The sequence below is a fragment of the Streptomyces sp. GbtcB6 genome (assembly GCF_019091475.1).
Classification (GTDB): domain Bacteria; phylum Actinomycetota; class Actinomycetes; order Streptomycetales; family Streptomycetaceae; genus Streptomyces; species Streptomyces hyaluromycini.
Map to the genome: position 1 here is coordinate 79,690 of NZ_JAGXJL010000033.1, position 24,003 is coordinate 103,692.

At 69.3% G+C, this 24,003-nt stretch carries 22 protein-coding genes, 1 pseudogene and 1 CRISPR repeat array; of the genes and pseudogenes, 17 read left to right on the top strand and 6 right to left on the bottom strand.

Annotated elements, in window-relative coordinates:
- The 6 genes from KVT45_RS38945 (at nucleotide 1) to KVT45_RS38970 (ending at nucleotide 8,529) form a co-directional block, all read left to right on the top strand.
- Nucleotides 1–1,587: a type I-E CRISPR-associated protein Cse1/CasA gene (locus KVT45_RS38945; protein WP_217554031.1), complete on the top strand. Its 1,587-nt coding sequence runs from the start codon at nucleotides 1–3 to the stop codon at nucleotides 1,585–1,587.
- On the top strand, nucleotides 1,584–2,186 hold the full coding sequence (gene casB, locus KVT45_RS38950; protein ID WP_217554032.1) for a type I-E CRISPR-associated protein Cse2/CasB: 603 nt from the start codon (nucleotides 1,584–1,586) through the stop codon (nucleotides 2,184–2,186). Before KVT45_RS38945 ends, casB begins: the two co-directional genes overlap by 4 nt.
- The gene (locus KVT45_RS38955; RefSeq protein WP_217554033.1) at nucleotides 2,183–3,532 is read left to right on the top strand and encodes a type I-E CRISPR-associated protein Cas7/Cse4/CasC; all 1,350 of its coding nucleotides are present in this window, start codon (nucleotides 2,183–2,185) and stop codon (nucleotides 3,530–3,532) included. Before casB ends, KVT45_RS38955 begins: the two co-directional genes overlap by 4 nt.
- A complete protein-coding gene (gene cas5e / locus KVT45_RS38960; protein ID WP_217554034.1) occupies nucleotides 3,529–4,380 on the top strand; it encodes a type I-E CRISPR-associated protein Cas5/CasD in 852 nt (283 codons plus the stop codon). The genes KVT45_RS38955 and cas5e overlap by 4 nt, the downstream gene beginning before the upstream one ends.
- A 50-nt stretch (nucleotides 4,381–4,430) precedes the next feature.
- The gene (locus tag KVT45_RS38965) at nucleotides 4,431–5,096 is read left to right on the top strand and encodes a type I-E CRISPR-associated protein Cas6/Cse3/CasE (protein ID WP_254647993.1); all 666 of its coding nucleotides are present in this window, start codon (nucleotides 4,431–4,433) and stop codon (nucleotides 5,094–5,096) included.
- Nucleotides 5,097–5,652: 556 nt separating this feature from the next.
- A CRISPR array of direct repeats spans nucleotides 5,653–7,388; the repeat unit is 29 nt; unit sequence CTGCTCCCCGCACCCGCGGGGATGTTCCC.
- 205 nt (nucleotides 7,389–7,593) lie between these two features.
- Complete coding sequence (locus tag KVT45_RS38970) at nucleotides 7,594–8,529, top strand: DUF5655 domain-containing protein (RefSeq protein ID WP_217554036.1); 936 nt, start codon at nucleotides 7,594–7,596, stop codon at nucleotides 8,527–8,529.
- Between the two features lie 96 nt (nucleotides 8,530–8,625).
- Here the strand turns inward: KVT45_RS38970 and KVT45_RS38975 are convergent, their stop codons facing one another.
- Nucleotides 8,626–9,372, bottom strand: a complete 747-nt coding sequence (locus tag KVT45_RS38975; RefSeq protein WP_217554037.1) for a site-specific DNA-methyltransferase — start codon at nucleotides 9,370–9,372, stop codon at nucleotides 8,626–8,628.
- A 577-nt stretch (nucleotides 9,373–9,949) separates the two neighbouring features.
- Here KVT45_RS38975 and KVT45_RS38980 point away from each other — a divergent pair.
- The 11 genes from KVT45_RS38980 (at nucleotide 9,950) to KVT45_RS57840 (ending at nucleotide 20,412) form a co-directional block, all read left to right on the top strand.
- Nucleotides 9,950–11,095 carry a C40 family peptidase gene (locus KVT45_RS38980; protein WP_217554038.1) on the top strand — a complete coding sequence of 382 codons (1,146 nt, stop codon included), beginning with the start codon at nucleotides 9,950–9,952 and terminating at the stop codon, nucleotides 11,093–11,095.
- An 80-nt stretch (nucleotides 11,096–11,175) separates the two neighbouring features.
- Nucleotides 11,176–11,484: a DUF6112 family protein gene (locus KVT45_RS38985; protein ID WP_217554039.1), complete on the top strand. Its 309-nt coding sequence runs from the start codon at nucleotides 11,176–11,178 to the stop codon at nucleotides 11,482–11,484.
- Complete coding sequence (locus KVT45_RS38990) at nucleotides 11,484–12,173, top strand: hypothetical protein (RefSeq protein WP_217554040.1); 690 nt, start codon at nucleotides 11,484–11,486, stop codon at nucleotides 12,171–12,173. The genes KVT45_RS38985 and KVT45_RS38990 overlap by 1 nt, the downstream gene beginning before the upstream one ends.
- Before the next feature lie 27 nt (nucleotides 12,174–12,200).
- Entirely contained in the window at nucleotides 12,201–13,616 is a 1,416-nt protein-coding gene (locus tag KVT45_RS38995; protein ID WP_217554041.1) for an ATP-binding protein, read from the top strand.
- 139 nt (nucleotides 13,617–13,755) lie between these two features.
- The gene (locus KVT45_RS39000) at nucleotides 13,756–15,228 is read left to right on the top strand and encodes an SCO6880 family protein (RefSeq protein ID WP_217554042.1); all 1,473 of its coding nucleotides are present in this window, start codon (nucleotides 13,756–13,758) and stop codon (nucleotides 15,226–15,228) included.
- Nucleotides 15,229–15,262: 34 nt separating this feature from the next.
- The gene (locus KVT45_RS39005) at nucleotides 15,263–15,715 is read left to right on the top strand and encodes a DUF6238 family protein (RefSeq protein WP_217554043.1); all 453 of its coding nucleotides are present in this window, start codon (nucleotides 15,263–15,265) and stop codon (nucleotides 15,713–15,715) included.
- 27 nt (nucleotides 15,716–15,742) lie between these two features.
- A complete protein-coding gene (locus tag KVT45_RS39010; RefSeq protein ID WP_217554044.1) occupies nucleotides 15,743–17,248 on the top strand; it encodes an ATP-binding protein in 1,506 nt (501 codons plus the stop codon).
- A gap of 534 nt (nucleotides 17,249–17,782) precedes the next feature.
- The gene (locus KVT45_RS39015) at nucleotides 17,783–18,481 is read left to right on the top strand and encodes a hypothetical protein (RefSeq protein WP_254647994.1); all 699 of its coding nucleotides are present in this window, start codon (nucleotides 17,783–17,785) and stop codon (nucleotides 18,479–18,481) included.
- A gap of 193 nt (nucleotides 18,482–18,674) precedes the next feature.
- Complete coding sequence (locus KVT45_RS39020; RefSeq protein WP_217554045.1) at nucleotides 18,675–19,202, top strand: hypothetical protein; 528 nt, start codon at nucleotides 18,675–18,677, stop codon at nucleotides 19,200–19,202.
- Nucleotides 19,203–19,299: 97 nt separating this feature from the next.
- Complete coding sequence (locus KVT45_RS39025; protein ID WP_217554046.1) at nucleotides 19,300–20,073, top strand: hypothetical protein; 774 nt, start codon at nucleotides 19,300–19,302, stop codon at nucleotides 20,071–20,073.
- Between the two features lie 204 nt (nucleotides 20,074–20,277).
- Nucleotides 20,278–20,412 carry a hypothetical protein gene (locus tag KVT45_RS57840; RefSeq protein WP_302832622.1) on the top strand — a complete coding sequence of 45 codons (135 nt, stop codon included), beginning with the start codon at nucleotides 20,278–20,280 and terminating at the stop codon, nucleotides 20,410–20,412.
- A gap of 332 nt (nucleotides 20,413–20,744) precedes the next feature.
- Here KVT45_RS57840 and KVT45_RS39030 read toward each other — a convergent pair whose 3' ends face one another.
- The 5 genes and pseudogenes from KVT45_RS39030 to KVT45_RS39050 all read right to left on the bottom strand — a co-directional run bounded on the left by KVT45_RS39030 (nucleotide 20,745) and on the right by KVT45_RS39050 (nucleotide 23,812).
- Nucleotides 20,745–20,945 (bottom strand): hypothetical protein, encoded by a 201-nt coding sequence (locus tag KVT45_RS39030; protein WP_217554047.1) that lies wholly within the window; start codon nucleotides 20,943–20,945, stop codon nucleotides 20,745–20,747.
- A 4-nt stretch (nucleotides 20,946–20,949) separates the two neighbouring features.
- Nucleotides 20,950–21,417, bottom strand: a complete 468-nt coding sequence (locus tag KVT45_RS39035) for a hypothetical protein (RefSeq protein ID WP_217554048.1) — start codon at nucleotides 21,415–21,417, stop codon at nucleotides 20,950–20,952.
- Nucleotides 21,418–22,108: 691 nt separating this feature from the next.
- Nucleotides 22,109–22,522, bottom strand: a complete 414-nt coding sequence (locus KVT45_RS39040; RefSeq protein WP_217554049.1) for a hypothetical protein — start codon at nucleotides 22,520–22,522, stop codon at nucleotides 22,109–22,111.
- A gap of 231 nt (nucleotides 22,523–22,753) precedes the next feature.
- Nucleotides 22,754–23,453: pseudogene (locus KVT45_RS39045) on the bottom strand (cation transporter).
- Entirely contained in the window at nucleotides 23,453–23,812 is a 360-nt protein-coding gene (locus KVT45_RS39050; RefSeq protein ID WP_217554062.1) for a helix-turn-helix transcriptional regulator, read from the bottom strand. Before KVT45_RS39050 ends, KVT45_RS39045 begins: the two are co-directional and overlap by 1 nt.
- Between the last annotated feature and the right edge of the window lie 191 nt (nucleotides 23,813–24,003).

Sequence of the window (24,003 nt, forward strand, 5' to 3'; positions counted from 1 at the left end):
ATGCCATTGTCCGAATTACATCCGTCTCCGGCGGAGGAGTTACGTCCCCGCTGGGACCCGCGACGACAAGCATGCGTCCCCGCACTGACAACCACCGGGCAAAGTACCTCGGTCACCCTGGTCGATGCTCTGCGGCACGCAGACGAGTTGCTCGGCATCTCGGGAACGACCCCAGGTGAGACCGTCGCACTACTGGAGTACCTCCTCGCGGTCTGCTACGCCTCCGGAACCTGCCCAGCGACGGTCGAGGAGTGGCTGGACCAGGTGCACGGCAACAGCCCGCTGACCGATGCCGCCGACTGGCTGGACAGCCGCCCCGACGAGCACTGGAACCTCTTCCACCCCGCGGAGCCACTGGGGCAGAACGCCCTGCTCGCTCCCTACCTCGACGAGCACGGCGCAGGTCCCGCCCAGCTGGTGATCGAGCACGCCGGGGACTACAACCTGTTCTTTGACCATCACCACCTCGAACACCCGGCTCCGCTGCCCGCCGATGTCGCCTTCCGGGCGATGCTCACTCAGCACGTCTACGGTCCCGGCGGCCGTGCCCGGATCTCCGGCAAGGACACCCTGGGCCCTACGATCACCAACCTGGCCGCTGGACGTCTCGGTGCACGCATTCGCGTTTTCGCGGTGGGCAAGACGCTCGGTGACACGCTGCGGCTCAACCTTGTGCCGGGCGATGGAGCCTCCGGCCGCTTCAACCGCACCTGGACGGTGGCTCCCCAGCCCCGCCGGGGATTTCAGACCAAGCCATCGGGGCGGCGGGTGGACGGGCCGGCGGACCTGCATACCGTTCTCGGGCGCTCGATCCTCATGCGGCCGACCGTCACTGAGGACGGGCAGCCCGCCGTCGACCGTGTCCTGGTGGCGGCCGGTGAGCTCCTCGAACCGCTGGCCGCTCATCACCTGCAGGACGCGGTATACACGACAGCGGCGGACGGTACGGCGAAGCCGCTGCGGCCCTCGGCCTCCCGGGCTCTGTGGCGCGAGGCGCATGCCCTGTACGCCGCTGTCGCGGACCGGGACCACGGACCCGACCTCTACGACCGCCTCGCCAGGCTCAGCGGCCGTCGGCTCACCCTCTGGACCGTCGGACTGATCGCCAAACAGACCACGGTCGTCACCTGGGTGTCGGACACGTTCCCCTTCGTGCCGGGCCGGGAGCGTGACCTGCGGTACGCGGCCGAGCGGGGTTCCCTCATCGCCGAGTACGTGGCCTCCGCCCTGTCCAGGGCTGCGTACGTCGCCTGGACCGTGACGTACCCCAATCCGAAACCGGCCGACAAGGACGACCAGATCGCCCGGTTCGACGCGCGGCCGGAGCACTGGGCCCACACCGCGGAGCCGTTCCACATGCTGCTGGACGACACGACAGCAGCCGAGAACGAGGACCAGGTCGACGCGGCCCTCGTCGAGTACGCGGCCGTGCTCGCGGAAGCCGCGGGGCATTTCCTGCGCAACCGGCTCGACTCGCTGCCCGCCAACTCACGCGGCTACCAGGCACAGGCACAGGCGGTCCACCGCCTTGAGAGCGACCTCACCGGGCCCAAGGCCCCTGACGAACTGAAGGCGGACCGAAAGTGATCGCCGACGCACCGGGCGCTGGAAAGCGGAACGTAGCCGCTGAAGAGACCGAAAGGCGTGGGCCCACGCGCAGCGAACTGCTCGCGCAGTGGCTCCTCGGCCTGGTAAACAGCCGCGACTACGGCAAACTTGCCGAACTGCGACGACCAACCATCAGTCAGAACGCCCACATCGAAGCGGGTTGGTTCGACCCGGGACGTCGCGAGGTGTTCGAGCAGGTGGCCTTCCTGTTCGCCGTCTACCACCGGGGAGCCGTCGAGCCGTCCAGAGGCTACGGGAGCCTCGGGTCCGCCGCCCGCCGGATCGGCACCAGCGTTGGACGTGGCCCCGACGACGCCGGCGCCAGTCGGCTGATGGACCGCATCGTCGCCAGCCGCCGGCCTCCCCTGAGACACCTTCAGCACGCCATCGCTCGGCTGCGCTCGTGCGACCGGCCGCCGCCCTCCTGGTCACAGCTCGCGGACGACCTCGCCCGCTGGACCGACCGTCAGGCCCGCGTTCGTTACCACTGGGCCGTCGACTTCCACGCGCCGCCGAGAACAGACGCCAGGAACAACAGGACCTCCACGACGACCACAACGAAGGACACGCTGACGTGAGCACCCACGTTGCCCTGACCGGGTACCAGTTCCTCTCCCTCCACCTGCTGGAGACGCTCGCCGCTGTGCTCCCCGTCCGGGACGAGAACGGCGCCCCGAAGACCATCGTTTATGGCGGCGTGGAGCGCCACATGATCACCAGTCAGGCGCGCCGCCGCGCCGAGCGGGTGTACTCGCGCGATCGGGCGAATGCCCAGAAGGGGCCGCTTGCCGGACACACCATGGGCGTCCGCACCCGTGAATGGGCGCTGGTGACCGCTCGCGCCTTGGAAACCCGGCACGGCTGGCCCAAGGAGCAGGCCCTGTCGACGGCGCGCGCGGTTCTGCAGGCCATCGGCCTCAAATTCGGCGACCCGGCGAAGCCTACGGTCGCCAACCTGACCAAGGTGCTGCTCTTCGCGCCGGCGGACGCGGGCGAGCGTATCGCCGACCACATCAACACCGAACAGGCGACGATCGGCTCGTGGGCAGAGCAGTACATCGCGCTGTCCGAGGCGGCAGCCGCCTCGGCGGCCGCAAAGAAGCTGAAGGGGCGGCGCAAGAACAGCCCCCAGGAGGAGGACGCGAGCACGAACGATGCGGACTCCGCCGATACCGCCGATGCCAAGCTTCCCGCGCTGCCGAAGACGAGCCGGAACGCAGTTCTCACCGCGCTGGCACCCCGCGACGCGATCGACATCGCGCTCTACGGCCGCTTCCTCGCCGAGATCCCGGACTCGCCGAACGTCGACGGGGCGATCCAGAGCAGCCACGCCTTCACCGTCCACGAGGCCGAGCACACGGACGACTTCTACGCCGCCGCCGACGACGCCAAGCTCGCCCGCAAGAGCAACGCCCTCGACTTCCTCGACGCGGCCGACAATTCCGGAGCCGGCATGACCGGCTACCAGGCCCTCATCTCCGGCACCTTCTACCGCCACGCCGTCCTCGACCGTCGCAAACTGCGCCAGAACCTGCGCGCAGCGGGCATGTCCGAAGCGGACTCCGAGTCCGCCGCCGTCGCTGCCGAGGCGGAGTTCGTCAGCTCCTTCGTCAACGCCTTCCCGGAAGCCAAGAAGAACTCGACCGCCTCGACCGGAGTGTTGCCCGCCCTCGTCCTCGCCTTCGACGGAGACCGCCCGTTCAACTACGCCGCCGCATTCCAAAGGCCCATCGACGAGGCCGCCGACGGGGGCCCCGCCGGAGAACTCGCCGTACGCCGACTTCTCGTCCACCACGACTTCGTCTGCCGACGGCGCAACGACATCACGGCAGGCCGCGTCCTCACCTACGAACCCGCCGTCCACGCCGTCCTCCAAGAGCTGAGCGTCAAGGACGTGGAGTCCGTCGAGGAGCTCACGGCGTGACCCAACACGTCCTGCTCATCAGGCTCGCCGGCCCGCTGCAGTCCTGGGGAACGGTCTCCCGGTTCTCCCGACGTGACACCCACAGCCGACCGACAAAGTCCGCGGTGATCGGCCTGTGCGCCGCCGCCCTCGGGCACGACCGGGCCGAGGAGCTCGACAACGATCTCGTCGCAGCCCGCTTCGGCGTCCGCGCCGACCACCCGGGCACCCCGGTGCGCGACTACCACATCGTCGGAGCCGGCAGATACCCAGTCCGCCCGCGTGACATCATCACCGACCACCGCCTGGCGGCGGCGCTGGCCGCGGACATGGCGAACACCGACGGTACGGCGTTCGGTCACCACGAACTCGCCGACTGGTACGGAGCGCCGAAATACGTCGTCACCGAGCCCGACTCGGGCGCCCTGGTCTCCAAGCAGCTCTCTCGGGGCGCGCTCGTCACCGAACGCTGGTACCTGGCCGACGCCGCGTTCGTGGCCGCGCTGCAGCACCCGGACCAAACCTTCCTCGCAAGGGTCGCCGCAGCGCTGGAGAGCCCGAAACGCCTGCTGTGGCTGGGCCGCAAGTCGTGCCCACCCTCCGGAACGCTGGCCGGACCCGTGAGCGGCGGGACCATCGAAGACGCCTTCAAGTCCACTGCACTACTGCCCTCGCAGAGCGTCGGGCCACGGCCGTCACCCCGACCCTGGGCATGGGTCGAAACGGCACCGGGCACCCCAGCGGCAGCTCCCGTACAGGACCAGCCCGTCACCTTCGACGCGGACCGTCGCGCACACACCACGCGGTGGGAGACACGGACCCGGGTCACCATCGCCGAGAACGCCACCGAATGGGACGTCATCCCGTGACCAAGCCCCCCTCCGCCGCCCGTTTCGTTGCCACACACAGCGTTCTGACCATGGACGCCCGGCACCCGTACACCGCCAAGTCCCTCGTCGACGCCCAGGACATGCACCGCACCGTCATGAGTGGCTTCCGCGGCTGGGTCGTGGACGGTGACCCCGATGCCCGCGCTCAGATGGGGGTGCTGTCCACCTGGTCCGTCGACCTGAAGGCTGGCGCCCTCGTCCTGGTCGTGCAGTCCCGAGTCCCGGGGGACTGGGCGGGCATGCCCCGCGGCGCACTCACCGACAAACCACACGTAATCACTGTCGACCGCACCCTCCGCATCGGCGACTCCCTGGCCTTCCGGACAGTCGTCAACCCCACATACAACCGTCTGTCCGGGCCGCCAGCTCCGGACCGCCCTCGCGGCCGACGAACCGCTCACACGCGCCCCGACCACGTGAAGAACTGGTTCGTACGCCGCCTCCAGCCCCCCGGCGAACCACGCCAAGCCCCCGACGGCCTCACCCGCATCGGCGCTACCGCCGAAGAGGAGTCCCTGGCCGTCCGGATGCTGCCGACCGTCACAAGCCCCGGCCCCCACAAGGGCCTGCGCATAGTCCGCGCGGAAATCCGGGGCACGCTCACGGTCACCGATCCTGCCGCCTTGGCCGACGCCATGACCCAGGGCATCGGGCATGCACGGGCGTACGGCTGCGGACTGCTGCTGACCCGATAAGTGCCTGTGCGGGACGGAGCGATGCGTAGTGATCCCTTCGCAGGCCACGGTCTGCACCCGTGCACCCGTGCACCCGGGTCGTCCCCTAGCCAAAGGCCCCTTGTACCGCATCGAGCTCTGCTACCTCGCCCCACCCCTGGGATGGTCCCTACGGATCCGGAGATCGAGGTTCGAATCCTTGCTGCTCCCCGCACCCGCAGGGATGGTCCCATCGGCGGCGGCACGGCCGACCCGCCGGTCCCCTGCTCCGCGCGCCCGCGAGGATGGTCCCCAACTCTGGCCCCACATCCGGAAGACCGTCGCCTGTTCCCCGCACCCGCTGGGATGTTTCCAGGTCCTCGACCTGTTCCGGCTGCCGCCCACCCTGCTCCCTGCACCCGCGGGGATGTTCCCGAAGAGCTTTGCGCCGGGCTGGACACGACCGACTGTTCCCCGCACCCGCGGGGATGTTCCCACCCGGCGGTGTGCCTGTTCGTCGACCGATAGGGGGTCACGGTTCAAAGCACGGCGACAGGGATGTTCCCGGCGGTGGAACGCGTGGAAGTCGGCTCGGGCTCTGCTCCCCGCGACCGCGGGGATGTTCCCTCGGGGCCACCCACCTCGCGGCGGGCCGTCCGCTGCTCCCCGCACCCGCGGGGATGTTCCCCGGATCTCGGGGAGGAATGTGGCGGTCGGGTTCTGCTCCCCGCACCCGCAGGGATGCTCCCTTGCTGCCGTGCTCGTCGCACAGGTCGTATTCCTGCTCCCCGCACCCGCGGGGATGTTCCCCAGTACGCCTCCGACCAGGCCGGCACCATCAACTGCTCCCCGCACCCGCGGGGATGTTCCCGTGTAGACGGGGGTGGTGGCGTTGTAGCGGTTCTGCTCCCCGCACCCGCGGGGATGTTCCGTGCTTGCGGTCCGACCCGTTCAGCAGCGTCCGCTGCTCCCCGCACCCACGGGGATGTTCCCGCCATGGCCATCGCCCACCAGGCCGCTGGCGACTGCTCCCCGCACCCGCGGGGATGTTCCCTGGCCGTTGATCGATGATGGGTGGGCGCCGTTCTGCTCCCCGCACCCGCGGGGATGTTTCCTCCCCGTGGCACCGCCCGGACTGGAACCTGGGCTGCTCCCCGCACCCGCGGGGATGTTCCCCAGGTGGCTCCGGTTGCCGGGGCCGTCATTTCCTGCTCCCCGCACCCGCGGGGATGTTCCCGACCCCGGCAGCGTGCCGGAAGGCTCCACCGTCTGCTCCCCGCACCCGCGGGGATGTTCCCGTCCTGAACGGCAACACGTCCGTCGTCACCGACTGCTCCCCGCACCCGCGGGGATGCTCCCTCTGGACCGCCGAAGACCCGGTCGAGCCGGACCTGTTCCCCGCACCCGCGGGGATGTTCCCGTCGAGTGGCATCTGACGAACTCGCGGTGACCCTGCTCCCCGCACCCGCGAGGATGTTCCCAACGGCATCCGCAAAGTGTGGAACACCATCGCCTACTCCCCGCACCGCGAGGATGTTCCCGTGGGGCGAAAGCCCGAGCGTGACGGTTCAAACTGCTCCCCGCACCCGCGGGGATGTTCCCAGCCGGATCGGCCAGCCCTCCTCGATGCGCTCCTTCTCCCCGCACCCGCGGGGATGTTCCGACCACCACGACCGGCCGGGCCATCCTCAGCCTCTGCTCCCCACACCTGCGGGGATGTTCCCCTCGGCGCGCTCCTCCCGCACACCCTCGACGTCTGCTCCCCGCACCCGCGGGGATGTTCCCCTGTGGCGCGTGGTCCGGGGAGACCAGACTCCCTGCTCCCCGCACCCGCGGGGATGTTCCCAGCGCGAACGCTGCCGGCTTCTGGATCGTCTTCTGCTCCCCGCACCCGCGGGGATGTTCCCCGACAATCGCACCACACGACGGACACGAGCCTCTGCTCCCCGCACCCGCGGGGATGTTCCCTGCCAGATCAGCGGCTGCCGGCCCGACACTTTCTGCTCCCCGCACCCGCGGGGATGTTCCCAAGACGACGGCCACCTTGGGCCGTAAGGGCGCCTGCTCCCCGCACCCGCGGGGATGTTCCCGCGTGTTCGAACTCTGGAGTGACCTGTGTTAACTGCTCCCCGCACCCGCGGGGATGTTCCTCCGCAGAACGCGGTGGCGACGCTCGGATCGGTCTGCTCCCCACACCCGCGGGGATGTTCCCCCGTGCTCGCTCGTCCGGCTGCCGCGCGTCGACTGCTCCCCGCACCCGCGGGGATGTTCCCGGCGCGGTGTCCCTGACCGGCACCATCCAGACCTGCTCCCCGCACCCGCGGGGATGTTCCCACCAAGGGCGGCGCCAAGGTCGCCGAGCTGGCCTGCTTGTCAACGGCCATTGAGATGCCCAGGTGGGCGGGGTCAGAACCCGAAGTCTTCGTCTGCTCCCCGCACCCGCCGGGATAGTCCCGAACTGCTTGACGCCCGGGACCCGGAATACCCGTACGTCGCTTTCGATTGCTCCTGCCGTGATGATCGTGGGAGGGCGACACTGGTGACCGACCTGAAGCTGTTCCGGCTGGATGCCGATGGCCGGGACATCGAGATGCGGGGTTCGACGGTGGCGCTGGAGGTGGAGCTGCAGCGGCGGGTCGAGGCCGGCCTGGAGCAGATGCTCGGCATTCGGTTCCTGGCGTCGGAGTACCCGACCGGTCCGTGGCACCGGGGCCGGATCGACACCCTGGGGCTGGACGAGAACGGCAGCCCGGTGGTGATCGAATACAAAAAAGGCTCCGACAGCGGCGTACTGTCGCAGGCCGTCTCCTACCTGTCCTGGCTGGAGTCGGCGCACCACGAGGTCGAGGCGCTCGTCCGGAAGGTGTTGGGACCGGAGGCCGCCGAGTCCATCGACTGGCGTCGACCGCGGATGGTCTGCATCGCGGCCAGTTTCTCCCATCACGATCGCGTGGCCGTGCAACGGCTGCCCGAGCGAATCGACTTGGTGCGCTATCGCGTTTTCGAGGGCGACCTGCTGAGCCTGCTGCTCGTCGACTCCTCGCCCGGTTCGCCGAGCGCCGCTTCGTCTCGGCGGAACCGAGAGCGGGACGCAGCGGCCGACAGCATACCGGCGGCTCCGGTGGTTCCCTCGTCGGCGGGGCCCAGCCTCGTCCCGGACTGCCTGCGGGACCTGTACGCGGAGCTGGACGACGCTCTCACGGCGTGGGGCGAAGTAGAAGTGGCGCCCCTTCGGCACTACATCGCCTACCGGCGGCTGGTGAACGTGGCGTCGGTGATCTTCCGCCCGAAACACGAGGCGATCCTGGCCTACCTCAGACTCGACCCGGACACCGTCACGCTGGAGGAGGGCTTCACCCGGGACATGCGCGGCATCGGGCATCTCGGGACCGGCGACCTGGAGGTACGCCTTGCCTCGGCAGCTGACCTGGAGAAAGCGGCGCCGCTGATCCGGCGAGCGTTCGAGGCGGCCTGACGCAAACGAAAGGGCGGCCGGCGCATCGGTTACTCGATGCGCCGGCCGCCCTTTGGTGTCTGCCGTCCATTGGCCCTGGGCTCTCTGCTCTCATGATCACTCCTCCGGTCCGGCCAGGACGAAGTCGGCCTGGGTCAGCTCCGCCTGGAGTCGCTGTTCGGCGACGTCGGCGTAGTGCGACGACAGCTCGACGCCTACGAACCGCCGGCCTTCGCGCAGGGCCGCGACGCCCGTGGAGCCGCTGCCGGTGAACGGGTCGAGGACGGTGCCGTCCTCGGGGCAGATCTGCACAAGCTGCTGCATGATCTCGACCGGCTTCTGGGTGATGTGCACCCGGTCCTTGCGCGGCTGGGAGGCGATGAAGTGGCCGGGCAGGTACAGGTCCCGGTCCTTGGCCAGGCTGCCCTTGACGCCCCAGGTGATGAACTCGGCCGACTGCTTGAAGCCGCCCTTGCGAGGCCGGCTGGCGGGCTTGATCCACGGGATGGTGCCGCTCCAGGTCCAGCCCGCCATCTGCAGAGCGTCGGTAGTGGTCGGTTCCTGGCGCCAGTCGGTGAAGATGAGGGCGACCGCATGCTCGGTGGAGGTCCGGTACGCCTCGGTGAGCAAATCGGTCAGCCAACTGCGGTACGAGCGCTGGTCGCGGTTCTCTCCGGGGAAGTTCTGCAGGTCGTGCGCACTGTTGCTGGTGACGTACTTGGCTCGCGCGGTGCGACCGGTGCGGTCCGAGCTGGTACGTCCGCCGGAGTTGTACGGCGGGTCGGTGATGACCGCGTTGACGCTCTCGTCCGGGAGGGACTTCAGCACGGTGAGGGCGTCGCCTCGGTGCAGCGTGTAACTCATGTGCGGGGCCTCTTTCAGGGCACGGCGGGACTGGACCCGCTCCGGACGGCACTCAACAACGGTCGCTTCGAGCGGGGTTGCGCCGGAGGTTAACCGCGATTTCCGGCCGGGCCTAACGAACCGTGCGGTGCTCCGGGCCTGGGTCCGGGAGCCGTTTGGTGCGGCCGGAATCCGGGTTTACTGTCTCGCCATGCCACGGGGACGGAGCCCCGATCCACCCCCAGTGACCTGTGCTTATTCATGTTGTCTCGTCCGAAAGAGCAACACGGATGGCCTGTTGCCCCCCGTTCTCGAAGCCGTGAGGAGACCCGGTGTACCGCCTGAGATTACGAGCGCGGCCGGCTGCCGCGCATGACCCGAGACCGGCGTCCGGGAGCTACCAACTCCTCTGACACGGGCCCTCCCTGAGAGACGAATTCACATCGGCGCGGTGCCGACGGCTTTGCACGAGAAGTCGGCACCGCGCCTCCTACGCACCACGAGGAGCCGCTGCGATGCAGCACGCCCTGATACCCCCGCGCCCCGGCCCAACAGCGTTGTCCGGCCGGCACTATCGACTCGGTGAACGGCGGCGGCGTTGAAGAAGACCGCCGGCGCCGTCGTCGGTCTCTTTGCATCCGGTCCGCTGCTGCTGGCCGTTCCGATCCTCGCCGTCGGTGCCGGGACTGCTTCGGCCTCCTGCTCGACCGACGGTGCAAAGGCTGTGGACAGCGCAGCCGTTGCCACTCAGGTGAAGGCCATCCTGGACGGCGGCACCAAGGGGACGGTCTCCGTTCCAGGGCTGGACGATCCGGCCGAGCAGATACCCAACGCCAAGACGATCCAGGCCACCGGCGTCGCGATGAACATCCCGGCCCGGGGGCAGATCGTGGCCCTGGCGACAGCCCTGCAGGAGAGCGGCCTGCGGAATTTGACCTACGGCGACCGTGATTCGCTGGGTCTTTTCCAGCAGCGTCCGTCACAGGGCTGGGGCACCGCGAACGAGATCCTCGACCCGGTGCACGCCTCAACAATGTTCTACGAGGCGTTGGAGAAGGTCTCGGGCTGGCAGTCCCTGTCTGTCACCCAGGCCGCCCAAGCAGTGCAGAAGTCCGGCTTTCCCGAGGCTTACGCCAAGTGGGAGCCCTTGGCCACCGCTTTGCAGCAGGCCATCGGGCCTCTGCTGTCGAAGTCCGGCGGTGCGTCACCGAGCTCTTCGGCGTCCGGCTCGGCGGGCACCGGCGGCGCTGCGACCAGTACCGCGGGCGGTTGTACGAGCGGTGGGGACGGAACGGATTTCGGAACCATCGCTCCCGGTGCGGTGCCGGCCGGATACAAGATTCCGGCTGACGCTCCGCCGAAGGTCCAGACGGCGATCCGCTGGGCGCTCGGCCAGCTCGACACTCCGTACCAGTGGGGTGGAAGCTGCACCGACTCCCACGGGCCCGACCCCATGGGCCGCTGCGACTGCTCCTCCTTGATGCAGCAGTCGTACAAGGCCGCCGGGGTCGCCCTGGCACGGACGACGTACACGCAGGTCAAGGAGGGCAAGGCAGTTTCGGCCGATGCTCTCCAGCCGGGTGACCTCGTCTTCACGGAAGGGACAGCCAAAGTCCCGGAACACGTCGGCATGTTCATCGGCCAGGGCCTGATCATCAACGCCCCGCACACCGGTGACGTGGTCCGCATCGCGAGCCTCGCGTCCTGGAAATCGCAGATTCTCGCGGCCCGCCGAGTCGTCTGACCAGCGTCTCCGCCTTCTTCTCGCACCGCCGCTCCGGCCTCTCGGGCTTTGGCGCCCAATGAACCGAACTGGAGTTCGAAATGTATCTCACCGACAAGGTCGTCCAACTTGCCTACGACCCCGGGATCAAGCCAAACGAGGGCGGGTTGCCGGGCCTTGCTGTCCTCAAGCAGGTGATGGGCTCCATCAACCTCTTCGGCATCATCGCCGCGGTCGGCGCGCTCGCCGTCAGCGCGGGCGTGTGGGCCTGGGGCCACCACTCCGGCGGCCACCAGGCCGAGGCCAACGGCAAGAAGGGGGTCCTGGTCAGCGCGGGTGCCGCCCTGCTCTTGGGCGCTGCCAACGGTGTGGTTGCGTTCTTCAGCACGCTGGGGACGCAGGTTCACTGATGTCTTCCCGCTCCTCGAACCCCGGCGGAGCATCTCGCATGCGCCGCCGGGCACTGCTCGGCACCGTCGTTCTGCCGGTGCTCGTCGTCCTCGCCGGCCTGGCCGCCTACCTCACCCGCGATGGCGGGGAACCTTCCAAGCTTGCTGCGCAGCATGCGAGTTCGGCTTCCCTCACTTCCTCGGCCGCTTCGCCGTCCGGGTCGCCCTCGCCGAGCGCACGCGCTCACGCCCTCCCGGTCCCGCCGAACACCCACGATCCGGTCGTGTTCGGGAAGGCAGCCGCAGCGGCGCTGTGGTCCTACGACACCCGCGCGTACTCCCAGCGCAAGCTGCTGGCCGCCCTGCACGGGTGGCTGACCACCGAGACCAAGTACGCCGACCCTGCTTCGGTCGACGCGGTCGTTCCCTCGCCCGTGCTGTGGAGGGAAATGGCCGCCAACGGCCAGTTCGCCACCGCCACCGTGAACGAGGGGCATTTCCCGGACTCGTTCGCCCAGGCTCTCCAGGCGAATCCCGGAACGATCACGCAGGCGTACGTCTATGCCGTGACCATCTCCGGCAAGCAGTCGATCGCCTGGAAGGGCTCGCATGCCGGTGGTGCGGAGAACCGTGTGACCACCCTCGCGGTCCAGTGCCGTCCTTCCCGTCCCTGCGCCCTGGCCGGTGTCATGCCGTCCGTCGCGCCCTGACCCCGAAACCAGAAGGGAGGTATCGCTATGGGAGTCTGCGACTTTCCGCTGATGGACACGGTGTGCGGCGCCGTTGACTTCGCGACCAACCCCGCCGGGACCGTCACGGACGGCATCGGAGCCTGGATCGCGAAGTCGGCGGGCGAACTGGCCGCCAGCGCTGCGGATCTCGCTGCGAAGGCCGTCGACGAGACCACCGCCATCGATCTCCATGCAGGTTGGTTCCGGGACAACTACGAGCTGCTGCTGCCCATCGGGCTCGCGCTGACCGTGGGGACGTTCTGCATCCAGTTGATGTCCGCGGCCTGGCGACGGGACGAACGAGCGCTTGCTCAAGCCGCGATCGGCACCATGACCGGCGTTCTGTTCAGTTTCTGTGCCGTCGCCTTCACCTCCGTCGCCATCACGGTGGTCGACGCCCTGTCCGCCAGCCTCTTCCAAGCAGCCAACAGCTCAGTCGACGATGCGATCCGCCGCGTAGTCCAGGTCAACGAGCTGGGGGCGATGTACGGCCTCGGCTGGGCCGTCCCAGCCCTGGTCGCCCTGGGCTGCGCGATCGGCGCGTTCATGTACTGGGGGGTGATGGTCGCCCGTAAGGTCGGCGTCCTGATCATGGTTGCCCTCGCCGTCTTCGCGGGATCCGGCGGTGGCTGGGAGGTCGCCAAGCGATGGCGGCGCGGCTGGATCGAGGCCACCGCCACGCTGGTCGTCTCGAAACTCCTGATGACGGTCGTCTTCCTCATCGGTGTCTCGGCGATGGGCAAGTCCGATTCCCACGACGGCATGGCCGCGCTGTCCGACGCGATGGCCGGCATCGTCGTGATGGTGCTGGTCCTGCTCTGCCCGTACGCCACCTACAAGTTCGTCCACTGGGCCAGCGACGGCGGCGGCCACGACGATTTGCATCGCACCGGCGTTGCCGGAATGGCGGTCGCCGCAGGGGCCGCGAAAACCGCGGGCAGCCTGGCGATGCAGGTCGGCACCGGCACACCCGCACCGCAGGGTCCGAGCCAGGTCTCCGGCGCGGGAACCGACGGTGTCGCCTCCGGCATCAACCCGTCCGGCGGCAACCTCAGCAAGGAGGGCATCGACGCGGGGCCGCCCAAACCGCAGACCCGCTTCCGGTACGGCGAGGACCCGAACGCCTCCGGCGACAAGGGTCGAGCCCTGATCCAGCGCCCCGGTATCCCGCCGCTCATCACCCGGCCCAGCGAGGGGGAATCGGGAAGTTCCGAAGCAGACGCCCCGGGTGCTCAGTTCACTGGCGCGTCGGCTCCGGGCGGCAGCATGACCCTCGCTGGTGCCGTGCCTCCCGTCGGCCCTGCGCCCGGGGGTACGAGCGGCGCTGCGGCACCGGCGCCGTCCTCCACGGGTCCGTCGGCAGCCGGTTCCCCGACACCGACGAGCTGGGTCTACCCCAACCAGCCGCCTTCGGGACCCTGACCAACCAAAACCGGGGGCGGGCTGCTCCCACAACCCGCCCCCGCACCACCACCGATCACCGGAAACGGAGCTCCGTCATGCCCTCCCGAAGAACGCCGCGTGCCTCGCCCTCCGCCCGCTCCCACCGTCTGGAACCACCATGTCCGACAAGCCTCAGGCCGAAGCCACCACGGCCACCGTGAAGTTTCCCCACCGCAGCAGGCGCGGCATCCTGCTCGGCCTGACTGCCCCGCAGCTGATCGTCGTAAGTCTCACCGGCCTTCTCCTGCTCGCCGTGGTCGTCACCCACGGCGTCGTCGGCGCACTCGAACTTATCCCGCTCTGGGCCGCCATCGCCCTGCTCGTCTTCGTCCGCTATCGAGGCCGTGCCCTGGCCGACTGGGCTCCGATCGTCACCCGGTACGTTCTGCGCCGGATGCGGGGCCAACTGATCTGGCTCGCCCGGCCCTCCCGCCGCCCGGTGCGTGAAGGACTTCTCCACCTGCCCGGTACCGCAGCCAGCCTGCGTGTGGTCACCGCCCCCGACGGCCGGTACAGTGCGGCCCACAACCCCCACACCGGCACGCTGACCGCCGTCGTCAAGGTCTCTTCCCGCGCCTACGCGCTGCTCGACCCGGGCACCCAGAATGCCAACGTCAACGGCTGGGGACGGGCGCTGGCCGCGCTCGCCCGCACCGGCCAGGTCGCCCGTATCCAGGTGATCGAGCGCACCGTCCCGGACTCCGGCGACGCGCTGCGCCGGTACTGGGAGGAGCACGGCCGGCCCAGTGCCCCCGTGGCCGGCGCGATCTACAGCGAGCTGATCCAGAGCGCCGGCCCGGCGGCCGCACCACACGAGGCGTACGTCGCGGTGTCGCTGGACACCAAGACCGCGCGACGTCTGATCAACCAGGCCGGAGGCGGCCTGACCGGGTCCTTCAGCGTCCTGGCACAGCTGACCTCGACCTTCGATCAGGCCGCGCGGACCGCCGGGCTCAACCCCACCGGCTGGCTCACCGCCCACGAGATCGCGGCCGTCGTGCGCACGGCGTACGACCCCAAGGCCCTTGCCGCGCTGGACCGCTGGTCCACCGCCGGACGTCCTGAGGCTAAGCCCGCCGCTGCCGGCCCTGTCGTGGTCGTCGAGAAGTCGGATCACATCGCGACCGACTCGGCCGTCCACTGCACGTACTGGGTGGAGAACTGGCCCAGGACCGAGACGTCGGCGGGCTTTTTGCACCAGCTCCTGTTCACCGCCGGGATCCGGCGCACGCTGTCGCTGTCGTACGAGCCGAAGGGACTGGACGCCGCTCTGCGCGACGTCCAGCGCAAGAAGGCCAGCGTGATCGCCGATGCCGCCGAGCGAGCCCGGCGCGGCCAGGTCGACTCCGAAGCGGACTCGGTCGAGTACCAGGACATCAAGTCCCGTGAGCGCCAGCTCATCGCGGGCCACGCGGATGTCGCCCTGACCGGCCTCCTGACCGTCTCGGCCGACTCCGAGGAGGAACTCCGTTCCGCCTGCGCGGTCGTGGAGACCGCGGCCGTCGGCGCCCAGCTCGACCTCAGGCCGCTCACCTGGCAGCAGGCAGAAGCGTTCACCGCCGCCGCCATGCCGCTCGCCCTCGCCGTCTGATGCCGACCTTCCTCCCTTCCGAAAGAGCACCTCCATGTCCCGCACCGCCAGCCCGACCGCGCAGGACTTCGTGCCCTTCGCCACCGCAGCGCTCGACTTCCACCGTGCGCTCAACATTCCGGCCGGCCCCCTCGTCACCACCCGCGCCGAGCTGGACGCCCTGCACTCCCACCTCGTCTCGCTGCACGGCCTCCTCGACTCACATGCCGCCCGCACCGGACAGCTCGTCCCCACCGTGGGCGACCAGATCCGCGCCGCCCGCACCCGGATCTGGCAGGCCGCCGACCACGTCCACGCCGCCTACCACGCGGCCCCCCGGACCGGCTCCGGCGAGGTACCCGAACGCGAGGCGTGCCAGGCCGGGCTGCCCGAGGGGGCACCCGAGCTGACCATCTGCCAGCGCCACCAGCGCACCGCGCACCTGGTGCGCCGCCGCACCACCCCGGCCGACCTGCACGCGCCATTCACCGGCCTCGTCCGCCGCTGACGCTGCCTTCCATCTGGAGAAACGCTCATGCCCCGCACCCGCGCCAGCGCCTCCCCCCTGTTCGTCCCCCGCAAGGCCCCACGCTCCGAGCAGCGAGCCGCCCGCGCCGGTATCGCCGAGGCCCGCCGCCAGGCCCGCCTCGCCGGAGCCCCGCCGAAACACCGCGCCGCAGAAATCCTCGACCCGCAGCTGCGGCCCACCTACACGCCGTCCGGACGTCCCGGCTCCTTCTCGGCGCGCGGCGGCAAGCTCAGTCTGCCCGCCCACCGCATGACCACGGCCACCGTCAGCGGTGCCTACCCCTTTCTCGCGGAGGGCGGCCTGGGCGCCGAAGGGATCTTCATCGGAAGGGACGTACACGCCGAAGCAGCGTTCTGCTACGACCCGTTCTCGCTTTACAGCAGCGGGCGCGTCGAAGGCTTCACGAATCCGAACGCCGTCCTGGCCGGGATCATCGGCATGGGCAAGTCCGCGCTGGCCAAGTCGATAGCCACCCGAGCGATTGCCCACGGCTACCGGGTCTATGTTCCCTGCGATCCCAAGGGAGAGTGGACGGCCGTCGCGCAGGCCCTCGGCGGTTACAGCATCGCGCTGGGCCCGGGACTCCCGGGCAGGCTGAACCCCCTGGATGCTCCGGCCCGACCCGCCTCGGTGAGCGAGGGCGACTGGTCGGCCGAAGTTCGAAAGCGCCGCCTCCTGCTCCTGGCGGGCCTGGCGCGCACCGTGCTGAAGCGCGATCTGCTGCCGATGGAACACACGGCCCTGGACCTCGCTCTCGACCTGGTCGTCGCCGAGGCCGACGCCGACGGCATGGTGCCGCTGCTCGGCGAGATCGCGCACACCCTCGGCTCGCCCGAGCGCCTCGACCGAGCCCTCGGCGACCAGGCCGGACACATGGGGCCCGCCGCGCAGGACCTCGCGCATGCCCTACGCCGTCTGGTCCACGGCGACCTGAGCGGCATGTTCGACGCCCCCTCGACGGTGGCCTTCGACCCTAGGACCCCGATGCTGTCCATCGATCTCTCCCGCCTCGGCGGATCCGGCGACGACACAGCCTTGGTCTTGGCCATGACCTGCGCTTCGGCGTGGATGGAGAGCGCACTCGCCGACCCGGACGGCGGTCGGCGCTGGGTGATCTACGACGAGGCGTGGCGCGTCATGAGGCACGTCGGCCTGCTCGAACGCATGCAGTCGCAGTGGAAGCTCTCCCGCGGGCTCGGCATCGCCAATCTCATGGTCATCCACCGCCTCAGCGACCTGCTCAGCGCAGGCGACGCAGGCTCACGCGGCCGGGTACTGGCCGAGGGCCTCCTGGCCGACTGCTCCACCCGCATCATCTACCGCCAGGAGCCCGACCAGCTCGCTGCCGCCGCCTCGCTGCTCGGCCTGACCGGCGTCGAGACCCAGGCGGTGTCCGCCCTGACCAAGGGCCGGGGCCTGTGGAAGGTCGCGGGCCGGAGCTTCATCACCCAGCACATCCTGCACCCGGCCGAACGCGAGCTGTTCGACACCGACGCCCGCATGTCGGCCTAGCTCAACTTGCAATCTCTGAAAGGGCGTTGAGCCATGTCGCCAACTGTTCAACGAGCCGACTACCCGGCTCACGGGGGAGCCGCCGGTCCGGCCGTGAGTCCGAACATCGTTGCACCGGCCGTCGACTGGAACGGCCGTCTCGCTGTCGCCCGATCCGAGGAGTTCGCCGAGCTGTTCCACGAGGCAGTCACGCAGGATCGCGGCGCGGCGGCCCGGCTGCACCAGATGCTCGAAACCGCCTCCCAGTGGTGCCGCGCCCACGGCGCCCGAAGCAGCGCCTTGGAGCTGGACGCCCTCACCGACCGTCTGGCCGATCTCGGCGAGGAGCTGTATCTCGTGGGGGAGGACATGGGCCACGAAATCCACTCCCGCTCGCATCGAGCGGCAGCAGCGACCCGCATCTCCCCCATCGTGTCAGCCCGAGGGACTTCCGTCGGCCTCCAGAGCGACGCTCCTGCCCCCCCCTTCCGCCGCCCTCCGTACGTTCGCTGCCGCGTTCGCGGTGAGCACCAGCACACATCCCGAGGACCAACCATGCCCACTTCGCCCAGCTCCCCCGAGCCCCGTGAGGGCCGGCCAGCGGCGACCACCGATCACCTGGCGTGGCGGCAGCACATCCCCACTCTGGCTTCCGCCGCCGCCGGCATCAGGCAGGCGTCCGATGCCTGGGACGCGGTCTCGGACTCCTTCTGCGACCTCGGCGGCTGGCCCATCGATGAGAAGGGTTATGCGGACGGGAAGGTGAAGCGCGACGCCGCAGCGTGGAAACACGTCGAAGTCTTCCTCGACCACGGCCCCGAGGTGCTGGCCGGGGTCCGCGCCACTGCCGGTGGTGCCGACTACGTCGAGGGGCCGGTCAGCGAAGACCTGCGGCAGCTGCGCGGAATCGACACCACCCTGGAACGAGCGGGCCAGATCCAGCTCGAGTGGGATCAGGTCCTCGCGCTCATGGAGGGCTCCATGCCCGGTTCGCGGGAGCTCTACGAGACCCGAGCACTGGAGATCCGTAACTCCGAAGGCTGGCACTACGCGGACGAGTTGTCGTTCCAAGGCTCGGCGCTTGCCCGAGCGGCCGACTACCTGGTCAACCGGGTGGATCCCGACCAGCCCTCGCAGACCGAACGCGCCCAGGTGGCCCTCGCTCGATCCGCCTCCGGCAGCCGAGGGGTACCGCCCGTTTCACCTCCGGCACCGCCATTGTCGAATCCGCCGGCCCCACGTCGTTCCCGGTGACACCTCCTGCACCGGCTTCCGAAACGGCCACACTGGCCGATCGCCGGATCCTCACCGAATGCCACTGCCCCTGCCAGTCCCCCGCGTGTGGCTCGCGCCGTCAACCGCTGGGACACCCGGCCACGGAGAAACCCAGTGCACCCCGATCAGGCCCCGGCCGCCCTCCACCACCAGAAGGGCACACGCATCACCGATGCGCATCAGCGAACCCCTCCCCCGGCAAACCGCTGCCGACGCCTCGGAACGGGAGCACGGATACAGCCACCTCACCGTTCCCCTTCGGCAACGCGGCCTGGAGTGCACCGTCGAGTACGGCCTCAGCGACTACATCGTCCACGCCGTGCTCCCCGACGGCAGCACGCTGATCATCTCGCCGCCCCAGGAACCGTCGCCCGACCACCCACCCGGGCACCCCGAGAGCTGGCTGGTGACCCGCGGGCATCCTGACAACTCCGCGATACACGAAGTGATCTACGACTCGGAACCCGACGGCCCCCACGCCCGGCACGGGGGAAGTGTGCCGAGTCTGCTCGCCGCCATCGACGCGCGTCTGGATCAGCTCGGCATGCCTGCACGGCCGGCCACGGCCTCGCCGCGGGTGAGTGCTGCTCTCGCGCTCTCGCCGACCGCCCAGCGCACGGTCCCCACACAACTGCCGGCGGCGTCGGCCGTACGGCCCGCGCTGCCGTCCGCCCAACCCTCGTCCGCCCCCGGTCGCTGACCTCTTCCCGCCTCGGAGTGCGCCATGTCCCGCGCCAGCAGAACCATCCCGGCCTTCGACCGCCCCTCTCCCCAAGCCCACACCGGATGGATCAGCCATGCCCGCCCCCGATCACGACTCGCTTCCCGACATCACAGTCGGCCACCACCCCGCCCACGGCATCGTCGCCACGAACCCAAAACAACTCGCCGCCGGCACCTGGGTGTTGAGGGGATTCGACTTCCACCCCGTCCCGGGCCACCCGGCGCTGTACGCACTGGCCGACCAGCAGCGTGACGGACAGGGCCGTGCCACCCGGGCTGTCGCGCTGCTGCGCAAGGCCGGCTACCAGGTCGACGCGGACGCCGCGTTCGACCCCTCACTGGCCTCCGGTGCGACTCCCGCCCGTGCCCGGCCCCCACGCGTAGAACCAGACGTCGCGTTCGCTGAACATCCGCAGCTCGGCATCGTCGCGGCCACCAGCGACCACTCCTCCGCGCTCGACGGCCGACTCGTCCTAGAAGGACACGGCTGGCGGCATAACCCGAGCCTGGACATCTACACGCTGCCCATCACCATCGACCGCAACGAGGCCCTGGGCAAGGTCGCCCACGCCACGCTGTCGATGCGCCGATCCGATCTCCAGGTCGCGGTACAGCCCCTCCTCGCCCAGGACGTAGCAGCACGCCACTCCCCTGCACCCGCGACGACCGCGCACCACGAGCGTAGTCAGGGCTTCATCACCCACGCGTTCCCCATCAGCGCCGCCGCGCTCGCCGCCAGCCCAGCCCGCGCCGATCTCCCGGGCAAGGTGCCGGCTCCCGCTCCCGCCACGTCCGCTCCGGCAGCCCGGCCGGTCGACCCGCGCATCGCGTACTCCCGTAACCGCTGACTCAACTCCCTTAAGAAGCAGTCCCCATGGCCGTTACTGATAGTTCCGGTTATCGGAACTTGTGAAATGGGCCGACTGCCAGTTTCCGAGGGGCCGCCCTGCTCGACCCAGGCGCCGTCAACCTCGACAATGACGGCGGCGGCGAGGAGAAGCGACGGGGGCGAAGCACGCCGTCACACTCCCCAGCCCGGCAAGGAGGTGACCTTGAAGGACCTAGTCAGGGACCTTCGGTTTGCTCTCCACAACACCCCGCTGTCCCACTTCAGCGCATACCAAGAGGTCGAGCAGACCCTCAACGCCAAGGTCCCCGAGTACTTCGGCGGACGCACGAACATCTAGGAGGGCAAACGCCGCAGGGAACAGGGATGCCCTCGCATACGTACCCAAGCTCGACATCACCGACGCGACCGTGCGGCGGGTGCTCCAGCTGCTGGTGGAACGCACCGATGCGCCGGCCAACCGAGACCGGCCCGAGGACATGCCCCAGATCATGGGGTTGGAGCTGAGGGAGCGGACATCCCGGCCTTGTCAGAGCGGGCCGGGCTCCGGCGCGGAGCAGCGCAGCACCTTGGGGCTACGAAAGCGTCCCGAGTGGCCAGACCACCCTGTACGAAGCTCTGGGCCACGCAGCAAACAGGGCGTACCGGCAACCGTTCCGATACGCCCTGCTGTCAGCGCTCCTCCGCGGCACCAGGGGGTTGAACCGCCTTGTTGAGGGCGGGGTTGTCGTTCTTCTTCTCGGTCCCCACCAGAGCAGGGTTGAAGTGGGTGTCAGTGAAGCTCGGCTGCGGTTGCGCCGACGGCGGAACCGTTGGTGCTGGTGCCGGAGGGGGAGACGTCTGCCCAGCTCCCGCATTCTGGTCGTCGCTCATGGGTTCAATCGTGCATCACGAGTGCCGCCGTGGACAGCACGAGCCCGGCAGCAAGCGACCACAGGCTGGTCGTCCACCACTTGGCCTTCTGCCGCTCCCGTTCCTGATTCCTCTCGAAGATCACCACACGGGCAGCAGTCAACGCTGCGAGCACTTGGTTCTTGGGCGAAGCGGCATAGGCATCCAACATCGGACGCGGTTCGAGATCCCTGTGGTCAGCTACCCGAATGGTCTGCATGCCAGCCGCCAGAGCGAGCGCGTACGCGGCGAAGGCCAAGTAGGTCAAAACGGGCTGGTGTTTATGCGTCGCCAGGAACTGGGCAGCAGTCGCGGCGAACCCGATCAGGAACACGGCCTTCGTGTCAATCTTCGCCAAGGAGTCCGACTGCCGGGTCAGCCTCGACGCCAGCTCGCTGTTCAGCAGCTCCAAGGCCGCTTCCTCGCCCTGCGGGTTCGCTGGTGTCGTAGTCATGACCAGAGCCTAGGATGACCTTTCCGACCCTTGCACCCAGCCTCGTAAGTCGTCGCCGTGATGGCATGACTATGCCTTGGGTCTCCTCGTCGCGGCGCGAGCCGACTTCGCGTTGCCAGCTGCGTTACGGCGGGCTAGACGCGCGCGTTGCGATACTTTGCTGCCGAAAGAAGACCAGCCGTACAGAGACGCCAGCAGCTCGGCTACAACAGCTGCCGCTGCTGTCAATGCAGCCGTGACCCCGGACATTGATGCAGGGGGCCTGGCAACCCACCGACCTCGGCTCTGTACAGCCGTGATGGCACATTGTTCGGACCAGACCTCGAAGACCTGAGCGAGACGGGCAAAGACGGCGGCCACAGCGGCCAAGCATCCATAGAAGGCAATGAGCCCTCCGCCGATACGCGCTGGAATACCCGGAGTCGGTGCATCGTCGGTCCAAGGCCAGCCCATGACCGAATACACGACGGCCAGACCAGCCGTAGCGCCGAGCCATGCAGACCCGATCAGAGACTCCAGGATGCCCTCGTAGTCATCCGTCTCCTCGTCGTCCTGCTCGGGCTGTCGCTTAGCGGGAGCTGGATTGGTGGACGCCCTCTTCCCGTAGGGAGGGACGAAGACCTGCCATAGGCCGCCGTGGACATCACCGCCCACAAAGGTGCCGGATCCGTGGTTGTGCTGCTCCCGGTGCTCAGTGTCCGCCATCTGACGCCCCGCCGTAGTTGACGGTCATGCCACCGTGAACGTCACCACCGATAAACGTTCCCGTTCCGGTGTTGTGCTGGTTCCATACCTTCGAGGCGGGTGGGGCGGCCACTGCGAGTTCGCCGACCTCGTTCATGGAGTCGCGGTGCTCGTCAATGTACCGAGCGATGAGTTGCGTCCAGGCGGTCGCCGCGAGTGCCCGGGCCTCCGGCGAGGGCGAGGCGAGAGCCGCAGCGGTGTCATCCACCGCCTGAGCAGCCGCCCTTTGCTGGTCCGGAGTGGCCCGGCGAAAGAAGTGCGCGACCTTCTGGCGTATCTGCTCGGCACCCGACGTGGCGATGGCCGCAACGAGCGTGCCGGCTGCGCCAGTGGCCACTGCCATTAATTCGGCGTCGTACATGATCGAGATATCTCCCCGTTCGTGGTGACGTGCCCCAGCAGAACCTACCGGGCCGCACTGACACTTCGAGGGGACAATCCACGTACGCATACTCCGACACCTGTGGCGAGCAACTCGCCAACATCCGGTCCGTCTACCCAGCAGAGAAGGAAGCCCTGGGCGCCCTGGCCATCGAGATCCGGCCTCTCGGATCACCCTCCGGTGCCAGCCGGGACGAGCCTGCCCAACCGGTCAGCAGCAGGAGCAGGCCGGGCCGCTGCCGCCATGTTCCTCGGCCTCGGCGATCCCCTCGATCGGAACCGCGCAGCAGGTGTCGCCTCGCCATGCCTCGCGGCCTTCCTTGACCGCGACGACGGCGATGGTCAGGGCGGCGATCGGGTCGGCCCAGCTCCAGCCGAGCAGGGAGTTGGGCAAGCAGGCCGACCAGCAGGACGGCCGAGAGATAGGTGCACAGCAGGGTCTGCTTGGAGTCGGCGACGGCTGAGGCGGAGCCGAGTTCGCGGCCGGCGCGGCGCTGGGCGGCGGACAGGAACGGCATGACCGCCAGGGAGAGGGTGGCCAGGACGATGCCCGGGGTGGAGTGCTGGGCCTCGCCGGTGCCGGTCAGGGCGCGTACGGAGTCGATGGTGACGTAGGCGGCGAGGGTGAAGAAGGACAGCGCGATGATGCGGAGCGTGGTCTTCTCGCGGGCTTCGCGGACGGTGTGGTCGGTGGCGGAGAACTGCCAGGCCACAGCTGCGGCGGAGGAGACTTCGATGACCGAGTCGAGGCCGAAGCCGATCAGGGCGGTGGAGGAGGCGAGGGTGCCGGCGGTGAGGGCGGCGATCGCCTCGATGACGTTGTAGGCGATGGTGGCGGCGACCAGCAGGCGTATGCGGCGGGTGAGTTGGGCGCGGCGGGTCGGGGTGGGGCCGAGGGAGAGCGTCGTCATCAGCAGCAGCCCTTCTCCTCGGCGTCCGTGCAGGTGCGGTCGGCTGCGACGGCGAGGACCACGCCGCGCAGCTCGTCGAGGGCGTGCCCGAGGCGGGCGTCGGCCAGTTCGTAGCGTGTGCGGCGGCCTTCGGGGACGGCGACGACGATGCCGCAGTCGCGCCGGCAGGCCAGGTGGTTGGAGAGCCAGGTGCGGGAGATCTCCAGTCGGTCGGCCAAGTCGGCCAGGTCGGCCGGGTGTGCGGGGGCCTCGCGGAGGGCGAGCAGGATGCTGCAGCGGATCGGGTCGGCGCGCAGGGAGGCCGAGGTCGCCGAGAAGGCAGCGCTGTTCCGTCGCGCCGAGCCCGGCGGCCGCCACATGCACCACGATCGCCAGCCCGCCCCATCCGGGCAGGAACGTCTCCGGATGTCGCCCTGATGGTGAAGGCCGGCTACGGGCTGCTGCGCGAGTCCGGGCCGCTCGGTGAGGTACGGCGGAATCGCCCCGAACTTGGCTGCCAGCACGGCCAGTTGTCCTTCCAACGCGCTCACGCCGGACCGTGCCGCGCACC

Coding starts and splice junctions, on each gene's coding strand:
- KVT45_RS38945 (WP_217554031.1), top strand. CDS start 1: ATGCCATTGTCCGAATTACATCCGTCTCCGGCGGAGGAGTTACGTCCC.
- KVT45_RS38965 (WP_254647993.1), top strand. CDS start 4,431: ATGGACGCCCGGCACCCGTACACCGCCAAGTCCCTCGTCGACGCCCAG.
- KVT45_RS38975 (WP_217554037.1), bottom strand. CDS start 9,372: ATGAGTTACACGCTGCACCGAGGCGACGCCCTCACCGTGCTGAAGTCC.
- KVT45_RS38985 (WP_217554039.1), top strand. CDS start 11,176: ATGTATCTCACCGACAAGGTCGTCCAACTTGCCTACGACCCCGGGATC.
- KVT45_RS38990 (WP_217554040.1), top strand. CDS start 11,484: ATGTCTTCCCGCTCCTCGAACCCCGGCGGAGCATCTCGCATGCGCCGC.
- KVT45_RS38995 (WP_217554041.1), top strand. CDS start 12,201: ATGGGAGTCTGCGACTTTCCGCTGATGGACACGGTGTGCGGCGCCGTT.
- KVT45_RS39000 (WP_217554042.1), top strand. CDS start 13,756: ATGTCCGACAAGCCTCAGGCCGAAGCCACCACGGCCACCGTGAAGTTT.
- KVT45_RS39005 (WP_217554043.1), top strand. CDS start 15,263: ATGTCCCGCACCGCCAGCCCGACCGCGCAGGACTTCGTGCCCTTCGCC.
- KVT45_RS39010 (WP_217554044.1), top strand. CDS start 15,743: ATGCCCCGCACCCGCGCCAGCGCCTCCCCCCTGTTCGTCCCCCGCAAG.
- KVT45_RS39015 (WP_254647994.1), top strand. CDS start 17,783: ATGCCCACTTCGCCCAGCTCCCCCGAGCCCCGTGAGGGCCGGCCAGCG.
- KVT45_RS39020 (WP_217554045.1), top strand. CDS start 18,675: ATGCGCATCAGCGAACCCCTCCCCCGGCAAACCGCTGCCGACGCCTCG.
- KVT45_RS39025 (WP_217554046.1), top strand. CDS start 19,300: ATGCCCGCCCCCGATCACGACTCGCTTCCCGACATCACAGTCGGCCAC.
- KVT45_RS39030 (WP_217554047.1), bottom strand. CDS start 20,945: ATGAGCGACGACCAGAATGCGGGAGCTGGGCAGACGTCTCCCCCTCCG.
- KVT45_RS39035 (WP_217554048.1), bottom strand. CDS start 21,417: ATGACTACGACACCAGCGAACCCGCAGGGCGAGGAAGCGGCCTTGGAG.
- KVT45_RS39040 (WP_217554049.1), bottom strand. CDS start 22,522: ATGTACGACGCCGAATTAATGGCAGTGGCCACTGGCGCAGCCGGCACG.
- KVT45_RS39050 (WP_217554062.1), bottom strand. CDS start 23,812: ATGTGGCGGCCGCCGGGCTCGGCGCGACGGAACAGCGCTGCCTTCTCG.